12 protein-coding genes are annotated in these 14,266 nt (G+C 71.2%); 6 read left to right on the top strand and 6 right to left on the bottom strand.

The annotated features are described in order from the left end of the window. Positions 1-30 precede the first annotated feature (30 nt). The 4 genes from SOM35_RS11690 to SOM35_RS11675 all read right to left on the bottom strand — a co-directional run bounded on the left by SOM35_RS11690 (position 31) and on the right by SOM35_RS11675 (position 6,313). Positions 31-1,464, bottom strand: coding sequence for an MFS transporter (locus SOM35_RS11690; RefSeq protein ID WP_320515504.1), 1,434 nt, complete (start codon positions 1,462-1,464; stop codon positions 31-33). Positions 1,465-1,607: 143 nt separating this feature from the next. After that, positions 1,608-1,904 (bottom strand): twin-arginine translocase TatA/TatE family subunit, encoded by a 297-nt coding sequence (gene tatA, locus SOM35_RS11685; RefSeq protein WP_320515503.1) that lies wholly within the window; start codon positions 1,902-1,904, stop codon positions 1,608-1,610. A 178-nt stretch (positions 1,905-2,082) separates the two neighbouring features. Next, on the bottom strand, positions 2,083-3,561 hold the full coding sequence (locus SOM35_RS11680) for a sugar transferase (RefSeq protein ID WP_320515502.1): 1,479 nt from the start codon (positions 3,559-3,561) through the stop codon (positions 2,083-2,085). 109 nt (positions 3,562-3,670) lie between these two features. Further along, positions 3,671-6,313 carry a glycoside hydrolase family 2 protein gene (locus tag SOM35_RS11675; RefSeq protein WP_320515501.1) on the bottom strand — a complete coding sequence of 881 codons (2,643 nt, stop codon included), beginning with the start codon at positions 6,311-6,313 and terminating at the stop codon, positions 3,671-3,673. A gap of 296 nt (positions 6,314-6,609) precedes the next feature. Here SOM35_RS11675 and SOM35_RS11670 point away from each other — a divergent pair, with 296 nt between their 5' ends. The 5 genes from SOM35_RS11670 (at position 6,610) to SOM35_RS11650 (ending at position 11,281) form a co-directional block, all read left to right on the top strand. Beyond that, positions 6,610-7,032: a pilus assembly protein CpaE gene (locus SOM35_RS11670; RefSeq protein ID WP_301223572.1), complete on the top strand. Its 423-nt coding sequence runs from the start codon at positions 6,610-6,612 to the stop codon at positions 7,030-7,032. Positions 7,033-7,182: 150 nt separating this feature from the next. Beyond that, entirely contained in the window at positions 7,183-9,048 is a 1,866-nt protein-coding gene (gene dnaK / locus SOM35_RS11665; protein WP_221849914.1) for a molecular chaperone DnaK, read from the top strand. A gap of 3 nt (positions 9,049-9,051) precedes the next feature. After that, positions 9,052-9,708 (top strand): nucleotide exchange factor GrpE, encoded by a 657-nt coding sequence (locus SOM35_RS11660; protein ID WP_111075872.1) that lies wholly within the window; start codon positions 9,052-9,054, stop codon positions 9,706-9,708. Between the two features lie 30 nt (positions 9,709-9,738). Then, positions 9,739-10,743, top strand: coding sequence for a DnaJ C-terminal domain-containing protein (locus SOM35_RS11655; RefSeq protein ID WP_111075871.1), 1,005 nt, complete (start codon positions 9,739-9,741; stop codon positions 10,741-10,743). Positions 10,744-10,861: 118 nt separating this feature from the next. Beyond that, positions 10,862-11,281: a heat shock protein transcriptional repressor HspR gene (locus SOM35_RS11650; protein WP_320515500.1), complete on the top strand. Its 420-nt coding sequence runs from the start codon at positions 10,862-10,864 to the stop codon at positions 11,279-11,281. A gap of 28 nt (positions 11,282-11,309) precedes the next feature. Here SOM35_RS11650 and SOM35_RS11645 read toward each other — a convergent pair whose 3' ends face one another. Then, on the bottom strand, positions 11,310-11,993 hold the full coding sequence (locus SOM35_RS11645; protein WP_320515499.1) for a GntR family transcriptional regulator: 684 nt from the start codon (positions 11,991-11,993) through the stop codon (positions 11,310-11,312). 142 nt (positions 11,994-12,135) lie between these two features. On the opposite strand from SOM35_RS11645, the gene SOM35_RS11640 reads away from it, so the two are divergent. Next, entirely contained in the window at positions 12,136-13,287 is a 1,152-nt protein-coding gene (locus tag SOM35_RS11640; RefSeq protein WP_320515498.1) for a class I SAM-dependent methyltransferase, read from the top strand. A gap of 64 nt (positions 13,288-13,351) precedes the next feature. Here the strand turns inward: SOM35_RS11640 and SOM35_RS11635 are convergent, their stop codons facing one another. After that, positions 13,352-14,185, bottom strand: a complete 834-nt coding sequence (locus SOM35_RS11635; RefSeq protein ID WP_290156389.1) for an aldo/keto reductase — start codon at positions 14,183-14,185, stop codon at positions 13,352-13,354. Between the last annotated feature and the right edge of the window lie 81 nt (positions 14,186-14,266).

The raw sequence follows: 14,266 nt of genomic DNA, 5'->3' as shown, positions 1-14,266 counted from the left end.
GGACTCGCCTTGAGTCCATCTGGCTCAACTTTACAACGGGCTGGTTTCTTCCGCTTCCGGTGATCGTACGTTCACGATGCCGATGGCACTCACCACGGCACCGGCCAGGAGCAGGACCGCCATCACGACCATCGCCCGGTGGATGCCGCCGACACTCACCTCGCCGCCGAGGACGACCCCCGCGAGCGCCACGGTCACCAGGCCGGCGATCCGGGCGACCGCGTTGTTCACGGCGGACCCGACCCCGGCCTCCTGCTGCGGCACCGAGCCGAGCACGGCACTCGTCAGCGGGGAGACCATGAGGGTGATCCCGAGTCCGACGAGCACCAGCCCGGGCAGCACACCCGTCCAGTAGCCGCTCGGGTCCTCGCCGACCGTGAGCATGAGGAGCGCGCCGGCCGCAGCCACCGCGGGGCCCGCCGCCATGAACCACCGCGGACCGAACCGCCCGGCCAGTCCCCCGACGGTCGTCGAGAGCAGCAGGAGCACCACGGTCGGCGGCAGGGTCGCGAGCCCGGCCACCCACGCCGGGAACGCCCAGACCTCCTGCAGGAACAGCGTGACGACGAAGAAGACCATGCCGAGGGCGCCGTAGATCGACAGCGTGGCGAGGTTGCCGACCGCGAAGTTCCGGGCACGGAAGAGCGCGAGCGGCACGAGCGGCGACCCGGCGGTCCGCGTCACCCGGAGCTCCCACGGCACGAAGGCGACCAGGGCCAGCGCGCCGACGACCAGCGCGGCGACCACGACCGGCGCGCCCCACCCCAGGCGTTCCTGTTCGATGAGCCCGAGCACCACCCCGCCGACCCCGACCACCGCGAGGACCGCACCCACCACGTCCACCCGGGGACGGTCCCCCGCGACGACGTCACCCGAGATCCGCCGGACCAGCGGGATCGTCACCGCGATCGGCACCGCCGTGACGACGAAGATCCACCGCCAGCCGATGCCGTCCACGATGACCCCACCCACGACCGGGCCGAGGATCGACGCCGCGCTCGACCAGGCCGTCCACGTCCCGATCGCCTTCGCCTGCACGGCCCCGCGGAACGCCGCGACGATGAGGGCCAGCGCACTCGGGGTGACGAGCGCCCCGCCCACGCCCTGGAACGCCCGGGCGACGATGAGCACCTCGCCGGTCGGGGCGACCGCACACACCACCGAGGCGATGCCGAACACGACGAGCCCGGCCGTGATGATCCGGACGCGGCCGAACAGGTCCGACAGCGAGCCGGCGACGAGGATCAGCGACCCGAGCGTGACGAGGTACGCGTCGACCGTCCACTGCTGCACGACCAGCCCGCCGCCGAGCTCCGTGCGGATCGCGGGCAGGGCGACGTTGACGACGCTCGAGTCCAGGCCGACCACGAACGAAGACAGGATCGCGACCACCAGCACGAGTCGACGGTCGTCGTGGAGGGGTGCCGTGCCTCCCGGCCGGTCGGCGGCGGGGGCAGACGTCATGGTGCCATCATGCGCCGCCCGGCCAGCCCGTGGTAGCGGCGGGCAGGACGACGACAGCCCCCGTGCGGTCTGCGACGAAGCAGGAGCACGGGGGCTGTCGGTCCCGGGGCCGGGATGCCGATGGGATCGGCGGTCTGGAGGCGCTACTGGGCTCGGGAGTCGTTGTTGGGCTGCACCGTGTTCGTCTGCACCGAGGGGCCGGGGTTCACGACCGGCTGCTGGACCGGAGCGGCCTGCTGCGCGGTCGCACCGTAGGACGTCGCGTCGGTGACGTCCGGCGTCGCCGGCTTCTTGCGGTCGTCGGTGTCCATCTCCTTCTTGAAGATGTTGATCGACTGGCCGAGGCCCTTCGCGAGTGCCGGCAGCTTGGTCGCACCGAACAACAGCAGCACGATGCCCAGGATGATCACCAGGTGGAGTCCGGTGAGGCCTTGGAACATGATGTCTCCTTCGGTACTGGGACTGATCGCGTGGTCCGGTCATCGTCGACCGGTGCGGCGGTGTCCCGCGGTCCCCCCATGCTAACCGCCGGGGCCGGAGAATCACAGGCGGGCGGCGCAACGGACACCGTTCGTTCAGGGTGCACCCGCCTGCGCAAGGCTGCCCCCGCGCACTCCCTCAGTAGGCGCCACGCGACCGGAGGACCGACGGCACCGTCCGGGCCAGGATGACGAGGTCGTGCAGGAAGGACCAGTTCTCGACGTAGTGCAGGTCGAGCCGGACCCCCTCGGCCCAGTCCAGGTCCGACCGTCCGCTCACCTGCCAGAGCCCGGTGATCCCCGGGGTCACGAGCAGACGGCGCTCGGCGTGGTCCGCGTAGGCGGCGACCTCGTCCGGGAGCGCCGGTCGCGGGCCCACCAGGCTCATCGACCCGGTCAGGACGTTCCAGAGCTGCGGGAGCTCGTCGAGCGACGTCCGACGGAGGAACGACCCCACGCGCGTCACCCGGGGATCGACCTGCAGCTTGAAGAGCGGCCCGGCGCCCTCGTTGGCCGCGAGCAGCTGCGCCTTCCGGTCCTCGGCGTCGACGGACATGGTCCGGAACTTGAGGATGGAGAACTCCGAGCCACCGCGCCCGACGCGCTGCTGGCGGAAGAACACCGGCCCGCCGTCGTCCAGACGGATCGCGACCGCCACCACGACCGCCACCGGGGCCAGCAGCACCAGCCCGCACAGCGCGCCGACGACGTCGAAGACCCGTTTGCTCGGGCGTCGTGTGTAGTCCGGCGTCTCGACGTGCATCAGCGGGAGACCGTCGACGGCTCGGTGGTGCACCCGCGCGGCCGCGACGTCGACGAGCGGCGAGGACACGACGAGCTCGACGCCGTCGCGCTCCAGTTCCCAGCCCAGCCGCCGCAGACGCTCGTGTCCGCCGGCGACCGCGCCGGCGAAGACGACCGCCCCGACGCCGGACCGCCGCGCGACGTCGAGGACGTCGTCGACACCGCCGAGCACCGGCACCCGGTTCGTCCCGTTGAGGGCCAAGCGCCCGCCCGGACACCCGTCTGCGAGCACACCCCGCACGCGGTACCCGGCCGCGGGCGTCGACTCGATGCGGTCCCCGACGTACTCGACGTCGCCCAGGTCGCCCACGAGCAGGACGTCGACCAGGTGGCGCCCCTCGGCTCGACGGCGGACGAGCGCGGTCCGCCAGGCCTTCCTGCTGACGGCGAGCAGCAGGGACGCGAGCAGGAACGCGACGGCCACGTACCCGCGGCTGATCTGCAGGTCGAGCAGGAACGCGGTCACGGCCAGCGTGCCGCCGGCCGTCAGCGACGCGAAGAGCAGCCGCCGGTACTCGTCCCCGCCGACCCCGACGACACGAGGGTCGCGCGTCCGCATCGTCACGAGCAGGACCGCCCAGAACACGATGGTCGCCAGCCCGGCGAGCCAGTCGACACCGACGGGGGCACGCACCAGCGAGCCATCCGGGAACCGCACGACGTGCGCGGCGGCGAAGGCGACCACGAGTGCCACCAGGTCCGTCAGGGCCATGACCCAGCGGACCGAGACGAGACGCTCCGGTGCGGGCGCTGGTGCGGGTGCGGCGGCGGCGACCGCACGGGACCGCGTCGACCGGGGAAGGGTCTGGGACATCGGGCCTCCTGATCTGGGGCGACCCGTCATCCAGCCGCCGCGAACGACGGACGACCGACGCTCGAGGAGCCAGCATACCTCTTTCAGATATCACATGCCAGAGGCAACGTCAGTCGGCGAGGACCCGGTCGAGCGTCCAGAGCACCGGCGCTGCGGTGAGTGCCGCCGCGTCCGCCTCGGTCACACCGGCGACGCGGTACTCGACCCGTTCACCGGGCAACAGCGTCATGAAGCCACGGTCGACCGTGCCGGTCGGCGAGACCCGGTCCGGCTGCAGGAGCAGGTCGCGCACGAGCGACTCCGCCTCGACGACCATCCGGACGCCGGAGCGGTCCGGCTCGTCCGACACCGTCACGCGGTAGTGCGCCGGCTGCCAGCGCATGTCCTGGTCGGGAGCCGGCGTCCACACCGCACGGCGCCAGTCCATGTCCGCCACGATCAGCTCACCCCGCGGGTCCGCGACGACACCGACGGAGGCCGGCAGCCGGACCACGGCGACCCCGGGGCCGTCGAGCACCACGGGCAGGTACTCCTCGGCCAGGATCTGCCCGGCGAGGTCGATCCGTCGGACCCGGACCACCGAGTCGATGCCGTTCCGGGCCGACCGGACGGCGACCTCGACCGGGGAGGCAGGGGTGTCGAGGTCCGACGACTGCGGGACCGGCAGCTGCGCGGTCGGCGGGTGCGCGCCTCCCGTCGGGTCCTCGCGCTCCGCGCCCGGGGCGAGCGGCGTGACCGTGGTGACCACGGTCGAGACCGGCCGGATCGCCACCAGGACGTCGTCGTACAGGCGACGGAGCTCGTGCGCGAGCGGCTTCCGACGACCGGCCGAGTCGATCGCCGACCACGACGACACCGGCCACAGGTCGTTGAGCTGCCACACGACGACGCCGGTGGTGCGCGGCCAGTGCGTCCGCCAGTGCTCGATCCCGGTCGCGATGGCGCGCGCCTGCTGCAGCTGCGTGAGCCAGTGCCACCGGTCGAGGTCGCCGTCCCAGCCCTCGCCGAACCGGGGCTCGAGACCACGGGCGAGCTTGCCCATGCCGTCGTCGGCCTTCTGGTGGTGCACGACCCCGGGCGAGGTCGGCGTCATCGGGTCGTCCGTGACGGCCTCGCGGAGCGTCCGCCACGCGGGCGGCGCCTGCCAGCCGAACTCGGAGACGAAGCGCGGCACCGAGTCGCGGTAGTGCTCGTCCGACACCCGGTTCCAGACGTCCCACGAGTGGTGCGTCTCGTGGTCCACGTCGTTCGCGGCGAGCGCCTCCGACCCCGACCACGGCGACGCCACGGTGTAGAAGCGGGACGGGTCGACCGCGTCCACGATCGTCGGCAGCAGGTCGAGGTAGTAGTCGAGGCCCCAACCGCGGTCCCCGAGCTCATCGCCCCACCCGTCGGCGTCGTGCAGCCAGATGTTCTCGTTGTTGCCGTTCCAGACCACGAGGGAGGGGTGTCGGGCCAGTCGGCCGACGTTGTCCCGCGCCTCGGCGATGACCTCGCTGCGGATCGGCTCGATCTCCGGGTACGCAGCGCAGGCGAACAGGAAGTCCTGCCACACCAGCAGCCCGAGTTCGTCGCAGCGCTGGTAGAAGTCGTGCGACTCGTAGACGCCGCCGCCCCAAACCCGCACCAGGTTCGTGTTGAGCGCCACGGCCGCGTCGAGCCGCTCGGCGTACCGCTCCTTCGTCACGCGCGAGACGATGACGTCGTCCGGGATCCAGTTCACCCCGCGGACGTCGATCAGGGTGCTGTTCACCCGGATCGCGAACGGCCGACCGACCGAGTCCTCGGCCGTGTCCACGTGCACCGAGCGGAAGCCGGTGCGGAAGGACGTGCGGTCGAGGACGTCGCCGTCGACCGTCTGCAGGTGCACCTCGACGTCGTACAGCGGCTGCGGGCCGTACCCGCGCGGCCACCACAGTTCGGCCTCGGGGATCCGGACCGTCACGACGGCCTCGTCCTCCTTCGGCGTCACGTTCACCCGGGAACGCTGCTTCGTACCGTGACCCGAGACCGTGACGACGAGCACCAGGTCGTCGTCCTCGCCGTCCTGGTCCAGGTCGTTCATGCCGGAGCGCTCGAACGCGATGTGGGCGTCGAGCACACCCTCCCCCGCCTCGACGTCGACCAACGGCCGGACGTCCCGCAGCCGAGCCGTCGACCACCGCTCGATCGCGACCGGACGCCACGGCCCGCTCGTGACCGCCGTCAGGCCCCAGTCCCAGCCGAAGTTCGAGGCCTGCTTCCGCACGTACGGGAACGGCTCGTCGTACGGGCCGGGCATCGTGCCGGCGCGGGCGGCGACCCGTTCGGCCTCGCGGTACGGCGACTCGAACAGGACCTCGAGCTCGCGGTCGGTGTTCGCGTTCGTCCCGTCGGTCATGTCGAGCAGGTCGAAGCGGTAGCGACGGTGCATGTTCTTGGTGGTCCCGACCTGCACGCCGTCGAGCGTCAGGGTGGCGACGGTGTCGAGGCCGTCGCAGACCAGGTCGACGCGTTCGAACCCGCGTGGGTCGACGTCGACGGTCCGTCGGTAGACCCAGTCGGTCTGTCCGACCCACGCGGTCGACGGCTCGTTGCGGTCGAACGTCGGGTCCGGCAGCAGCCCCTCGCGCTCGAGGTCGGTGTGTACCTGACCGGGCACGGTCGCCGGGAGGACCCGGCCACGCACCGCCTGCGGCAGGTCGTCACGCGCGCTCTCCTCGGCCGCCGAAACGGTCCAGTCGTCGCGGAGTTCCTCGCGTTCGAGGGTCATGCGGGTCCTTCTCTGCTGGCGGATCGGTCCGCGTCGAGCGCGGTCCGGGACGTCGTCCGACTCGCCGCCGCCTCGTCGGCCACGGCCGGGAGGCACGGCACCGGTCGCCCGGGCGTCGTCACGTCGCGCACGCGGACCGGCGGGCGGCCGCACGTGGGGATGCTCGGTGATGCTAGTACGGCTGCCCGGCATCCCGGTCCGAGGTGCGGACGCGCGGTCCACGGGACGCGAGGTGTGCGCGGACGTGCCACGGGCCTCCCGGCCGGGACGGACCCGCGAGTGCCAGGCTGGAGCGCATGATCAGCGTTGAACTCGCCCGCTCCCTGCGTGACGCCGGCCTCCGCTGGCACCCGGACACCGGCGACCGCTTCGTGATCGACAAGCCGGGCATCGACGAGGACGTCTACACGGTGTCCGAGATGACCGTCGAACGCCACGACCACCCGACCGGCACGATCCTGGGCTTCAACGGGACGACCGAGTGGGCGCTCGACTCGGTGACGGCGGAGGAGTCGCTCTGGCTGCCGCGCGAGGACCAGCTCCGCGAACTGCTGGGGCCCGCGTTCGTCGGACTGACCCGGACGACCTCGCCAGCGGGAGGGGTCCTGCACACGGTCACCGCCCGGATCGACGGCGCCGAGCGGTCCTTCGCCGCGGCGGACCCGGCGATCGCGTACGGCGAGGCGCTGTCGGCGTACATCACGGCGGCACTCGACTGATCCGGGGTCGATCGACCACCGAGCAGGACTTGAGTCGACTCGGCGCAACTTCCCAGCCGTCCACCTTGACGCCCAGCCAGTCCGGAGTAGAGTTGAGTCCATCGGACGCAAGTCCGAGCAGACTTTGCTCCACTACCGAAAGGGAGTCCCATGGGACGCGCAGTAGGAATCGATCTCGGAACCACCAACTCGGTCGTCAGCGTGCTCGAGGGCGGTGAGCCCACCGTCATCGCGAACGCCGAGGGCCTCCGCACCACGCCGTCGATCGTCGCCTTCACGAAGGACGGCGAGGTCCTGGTCGGCGAGACCGCCAAGCGCCAGGCCGTCACGAACGTCGACCGCACCATCGCCTCGGTCAAGCGCCACATCGGCACCGACTGGACGACCGACATCGACGGCAAGAAGTACACGCCGCAGGAGATCTCGGCTCGCACCCTCGGCAAGCTCAAGCGCGACGCCGAGCAGTACCTCGGTGAAGACGTCACCGACGCGGTCATCACCGTCCCGGCGTACTTCAACGACGCCGAGCGCCAGGCCACGAAGGACGCCGGTGAGATCGCCGGCCTCAACGTCCTCCGCATCATCAACGAGCCGACCGCGGCCGCGCTGGCCTACGGCCTCGACAAGGGCAAGGAAGACGAGCTCATCCTGGTCTTCGACCTCGGTGGCGGCACGTTCGACGTCTCCCTGCTCGAGGTGGGCAAGGACGACGACTTCTCGACCATCCAGGTCCGTGCCACCTCCGGCGACAACCGCCTCGGCGGCGACGACTGGGACCAGCGCATCGTCGACCACCTGGTCAAGAAGTTCAAGGCCGACCACGGCGTCGACCTCTCCACGGACAAGATCGCGAAGCAGCGCCTCAAGGAAGCCGCCGAGCAGGCGAAGAAGGAGCTGTCGAGCCAGCTCAGCGCCAACATCCAGCTGCCTTACCTCACGCTCACCAGCGAGGGCCCGCTGAACCTCGACGAGACCATCTCGCGCGCACAGTTCGAGCAGATGACCTCCGACCTGCTCGACCGCACCAAGAAGCCCTTCAACGACGTCATCAAGGAAGCGGGCGTGTCGGTCAACGACATCGCGCACGTCGTCCTCGTCGGTGGCTCGACCCGTATGCCCGCCGTGGCCGAGGTCGTCAAGTCGCTGACCGGTGGCAAGTCGCCGAACCAGGGCGTCAACCCGGACGAGGTCGTCGCCGTCGGTGCCGCGCTGCAGGCCGGTGTCCTCAAGGGCGAGCGCAAGGACGTCCTGCTCATCGACGTCACCCCGCTCTCGCTCGGCATCGAGACCAAGGGCGGCCTGATGACGAAGCTCATCGACCGCAACACCGCGATCCCGACCAAGCGCAGCGAGACCTTCACCACCGCCGACTCGAACCAGCCGTCGGTCGCGATCCAGGTCTTCCAGGGCGAGCGCGAGTTCACCCGCGACAACAAGCCGCTCGGCACCTTCGAGCTCACCGGCATCGCCCCGGCGCCCGCGGGCATCCCGCAGATCGAGGTCACGTTCGACATCGACGCCAACGGCATCGTGCACGTGTCCGCGAAGGACAAGGGCACCGGCAAGGAGCAGTCGATGGTCATCTCCGGCGGCTCGTCGCTGCCGAAGGAGGACATCGAGCGCATGGTCCGCGAAGCCGAGGAGCACGCGGCCGAGGACAAGGCCCGTCGCGAAGCCAGCGAGCGTCGCAACCAGGCCGAGCAGCTCGCCTACTCGATCGAGAAGCTCATCAAGGAGAACGACGAGAAGCTCCCCGCGGACGTCAAGTCCGAGGTGCAGGCCGACGTCGACGCGCTGAAGTCGGCCCTCGCGGGTGACGACGACGACGCGGTGAAGACCGCCTTCGACAAGCTCAACGAGTCCCAGGGCAAGATCGGCCAGGCCATCTACGCGCAGGACCAGTCGGCCGCTGCCGCCGGTCCGGAAGCGGGTGCCGAAGGCCAGGCCGCCGGTGACGACGAGGACATCGTCGACGCCGAGGTCGTGGACGACGAGGACGACAAGGACAAGAAGTAACCGATGGCTGACCCGAACAACGACAACGGCAACGTCGACGACGCCCAGGACCCGCAGGTCGAGGGCGACGCCACCAACGCGACCGAGCCCGAGGACCTCATCGAGGCCGAGGGTCCCGACGTCGAGGTCCCGGTCGACGGCCCCGCGGCCGGTGGCCCGGCCGACGACCTCAGCCCAGAGGACGAGGCACTCCTCGCCGATGCCGCCTCCGGCATCGCCGAGGACCGGCTCTCGCCGTCCGACCGCGACCTGGTCGCCGAGATGCGGACGGACATGCTCCGTGCGCAGGCCGAGCTCGTGAACTTCCGGAAGCGCGTCGAGCGTGACCGGGACGCCAACCGCGAGGTCGTCATCGCCGAGGTCGTGCGGGCACTGCTCCCCGCCCTCGACGACCTGAACCGTGCCGAGGCGCACGGTGACCTGACCGACGGCCCGATGCACGTCATCGCGCAGAAGATCCGCGGCGGGTTCGACCGGTTCAAGCTCGTGCAGATCGGCGAGAAGGGCGAGTCCTTCGACCCGAACGTGCACGAGGCCATCGTCCAGCTGCCCACGCCGGGCGCCACCAGCCAGACCGTGGCGGACGTCGTGGAGCCGGGCTACAAGCTCGGCGACCGCGTCATCCGTGCCGCCAAGGTCGCGGTGGCGGTCCCGGCCTGAGTGCCGGCGACGGAAGAAGGGAGGTGAGCCGTGGCCAGTCAGGACTGGTTCGACAAGGACTTCTACGCCGTGCTCGGCGTGTCGAAGGACGCATCCGAAGCTGAGCTCAAGAAGACGTACCGGAAGCTCGCGCGGCAGTACCACCCGGACTCCAACCCGGGTGACGCAGCCGCCGAGGCGAAGTTCAAGGAACTGAGCGAGGCGTACTCGGTGCTCTCCGACAAGGAGCAGCGCGCAGAGTACGACCAGGTCCGCGCCATGGGCTCCGGCGCCCGCTTCACCGCGGGTGGTCCGGGCGGTCAGGGCGGCTTCGAGGACGTGTTCGGCGGCATGTTCGGCGGCGGCCAGGGCGGTGGCGGACAGCGCGTCCGCTTCGGTCAGGGCGGCGGCGGTGCCGGCGGCTTCGAGGACATCCTCGGCGGCATGTTCGGCGGCGGTGGCTTCGGCCAGAACACCGGCGGCTTCCGCGGCTTCGGCGGCCCGACGAAGGGGCGCGACGTCACCGCGACGACGACCCTGGACTTCGCCACCGCGATCGCCGGCGACACCGTCAAGCTCGCGCAGGGGAACGGCCGGCAGGTGAACGTCCGCATCCCCGCGGGGGTGGCCGACGGCCAGAAGATCCGGCTGCGCGGGCGTGGCGAACCGAGCCCCGACGGCGGTGAAGCCGGTGACCTCGTGGTCGCCGTCACCGTCCGGAAGCACCCGGTGTTCGAGCGCGACGGCCTGAACCTGCGGATCGACGTCCCCGTGACGTTCGTCGAGGCCGCGCTCGGCGCCACGATCGAGGTCCCGACGCTCGGCGGTCCGACCGTCAAGCTACGGGTCGCCCCGGGCACGCCGTCCGGGCGCGTCCTGCGCGTCAAGGGGCGCGGGGTCACGACCAAGAACGGCACCGGCGACCTGCTCGCCACCGTCCAGGTCGCGGTCCCGTCCCACCTGTCGGACAAGGCACGCGAGGCGCTCGACGCTCTCGCGGCCGCCCTGCCCGACGAGGACCCCCGCGAGGACCTCCTCGCCAAGGCACGCGGCTAGCGTCGCGTCCGACCCGGCCGGGAGGCACGGTGCGGCTCCGTCAGGAACCGGCACCGAGCCTCCCGGCCGGCCCCACATCGACACCGACACATGCGACACCCGACGGAAGGAGCGCCCGATGGCCGACCTGGACGAACACTCCCCCGTCTTCGCGATCGCGGTCGCGGCGGAGCTCGCGGAGATGCACCCGCAGACCCTCCGGCAGTACGACCGGCTCGGGCTCGTCATCCCCGGTCGGACCCGCGGCGGCTCTCGGCGGTACTCGATGCGCGACATCACCCAGCTGCGGGAGATCGCGCGACTGGGCTCGGAGGGGGTGTCCCTCGAGGGGATCCGCCGGGTGCTCGAGCTCGAGAACGAGAACACCCTGTTGCGGGCTCGCGTCCGCGACCTCGAGCGCGCCCTCGCCGACCAGCTCATCAGCCGGCCGGGTGCCCGTGTGTTCGCGGCGACCGCGACCGGCGCCGCCGTCTCCCTCCGCGCCGGTGCCCGCCCGCAGCGCAACAACGCGGTCGTGCTCTACCGTCCGCAGCGCTGAGCACCCGCCGGTCACGCGCAGACACGTCTCACACACGATCGCACCCGACGTCGTCCCGGTCCGGATCCGGACCGGCGGGGTCCGGCAGCAGGTGCGCTGACCAGGTCGCACGCTCAGCGAGTCGACCGTCGCGGACGTCGATCGCCACGCGCAGGGCGATGAGGCTGTTCCGGATGTCCGGCCAGGGCAGAGCCGATCGCAGGTCGCGGTGCCGGAGCCGGAACACCAGCCCGTCGAGGGAGCCGCGGAGCGCCGCCGTCACCATCGGGTTCCGGCACTCGTCGATGAACGTGCGGTAGATCGGCGTCGCCGCGTCCGCAGCCGGCTGCCACGACGGCGCCTCGAGGCAGTCGAGCAGCACGCCGAGTCGCCGGAAGACCGCACTGCGACTCCGGTCACCCAGTCGCGGCACCGTGACCCGGACCACACCGCCGAAGAGCAGCCCGAGGGCCTGGAGTGCCGGGACGACGTCCTCCTGCGCGGGGACCGCCACCCTGGTGTAGCGGTTCGGCCGGAGCTCGACGAGCCCGAGGTGTGCCAGGTCGGCCAAGGCCTCGCGCACCGGCGTCCGCGAACACCCGAGGCGCGCGGCGAGCTCCTGGTCGTCGAGCCGCTGCCCGGGGACGACCGCCCCGCTCATGATCTCGGCGCGGAGGCGCTCACGGGCGAGGTCGCGCAGCAGCGGCCTGGTGTCGTGTCGCGGTGGGAACATCGGCACTCTCGCTGCTCGACCAGGCCCGGACGGTCCGGGAACTCACGAGCGTAGGGTCCAGAACGGTCTGTGTCGCGTGTGACATACCACTGCTTCCCGTTGTGTGGTCCGGATGCCAGTCCGGCCCGGTTACCCTCGGACCGTGCCGTCATTCGACTTCGCGGACCACTTCCGCCGTTCCCCCGCCGATCGTGGGCCGGACCTGATGACCATCGACGGCACGGACCGGTTCCTGCTCGACGAGGCGCCGCACGTGCACGGCGACGCACTCCGGCAACCCGGCGAGGTCGCGGTCGTCGACGACCGGTACGGCGTCCTGACGCTCGGGCTGCTGTCCCTGCACGGAGCCGACGGCATCCGTGTCGTGCAGGACTCCCTGACGAGCGAGCGGGCTCTCGGCGCCGCCGCCGGCACGTTCGGACGCCGTGGTTTCACCCATCCCCGGAGCCTCGAGGACGCCTTCCGGAACGTCCGACTCGTGCTGCTCCGCCTGCCGAAGTCGAACGACCGGCTGGACGAGGTCGCCCGGGCCGTCGCGCGGTGGGCCGCCCCCGACGTGGTGCTGCTCTGCGGCGGCGTCAACAAGCACATGACCCTGTCGCAGAACGACGTCCTCAGTCGGTACTTCGGCGACGTCACGGCCTCGCGCGGTCGGGGCAAGAGCCGACTGCTCGTCGCGCAGGACCCCCTCGCCGCCGCTGCTGCCCGCGCTGCCGTCACCGCTCCGTGGCCCCGGCGCGTGCACCTCGACGAACTCGGCATGACGATCGCTGCGCACGGTGGGGTGTTCGCCGGGGCATCACTCGACCTCGGGACGCGGGTGCTGCTCGAGGCGATGGACGACGCGGTGCCCACGGCCCGGACCGCAGTGGACCTCGGCAGCGGCAACGGCGTCATCGCGGTCGAGCTCGCACGTCGCCGGCCGGCCGTCCGGGTCATCGCGACGGACGTCACCTCGACCGCGGTCGCCTCGACCACCGCGACCGCCGAGGCGAACGGCGTCGCCGACCGGGTCCGGGTCCTCCGCAGCGACGCCGGGGACGAGATCGACGCCGGCAGCGCCCAGCTCGTGCTGTGCAACCCACCATTCCACGAGGGCACCACGGTGAGCACCGACGCAGCCGAGGCGATGTTCCGGAACGCGGCCACGATCCTCCAGGCCGGCGGCGAACTGTGGTGCGTCTGGAACTCGCACCTGCGGTACCGCCCGGTCCTCGAACGCCTGGTCGGCCCGACCCGACAGGTCGTGCGCACCGCGAAGTTCACGGTGACCGCCTCGGTCGCCACCGGCTGACCCCGCTCGACACGACGAAGCCCCCGCACCGATCGGTGCAGGGGCTTCGTCGTGTCGGATCGGACTACGCCGGGACGTAGTCGAACGTGTCGGGGTCCGGGCCGGTGCGGTGACCCTTGTCGAGCACCGTGATGTCCGTCATGTCCTCATCGGAGAGCTCGAAGTCGAAGATCGCGAAGTTCTCCTCGACGCGCGAACGGGTGACCGACTTCGGGAAGACGATGTCGCCGCGCTGGATGTGCCAGCGGAGGACGACCTGCGCCGGGGTCTTGCCCGTGGCGCCCGCGATGCGGACGATGGTCTCGTCGTCGAGGACGAGACCCTGTGCGATCGGGGACCAGGCCTCGGTGGCGATGCCGTGCTCGCGGCCGTAGGCGCGGAGCTCCTCCTGCGCGAGGTACGGGTGCACCTCGATCTGGTTGACGGCCGGGGTGACGGTCGTCTCCGCGGCGAGGCGGTTGAGGTGGTGGGCCTGGAAGTTGCTCACACCGATGCTGCGGCTGGTGCCGGCGTGGTAGAGCTCCTCGAGGGCCTTCCACGTCGGGACGAAGTCCGAGACGGTCGGCAGAGGCCAGTGGATGAGGAACAGGTCGGTGTAGCCGCCGAGCAGGTCGGCCGACTTCTTGCCGTTCTCGGCAGCGAGTTCGGGGGCGTGGAAGCCGTTGTTGAGCTTCGACGTGACGAAGATCTCGGAACGGTCGATGCCGGACTCCGCGATCGCCTCGCCGACCTCCTTCTCGTTGCCGTACATCTCGGCGGTGTCGATGTGGCGGTACCCGACCTCGAGCGCGGCCAGGGTCGCGGCCTTCGTCTCGGCGGGATCGATCTGGTAGACGCCGAAGCCGAGCTGGGGGATCGTGCGTCCGTCGTTGAGCGTGATGTTCGGAACGGTGGTCATGCCGTCCATCCAACTCCTCGCCCCTCAGCGAGCGCTCCGAGAACTCCCAGCAGGGTGCGCCGACCGGTCCCGCGGGAGCCG

Source organism: Curtobacterium sp. CFBP9011 (assembly GCF_034045095.1).
Lineage (GTDB): Bacteria > Actinomycetota > Actinomycetes > Actinomycetales > Microbacteriaceae > Curtobacterium.
This window is presented reverse-complemented; position numbering and strand designations above follow the sequence as displayed.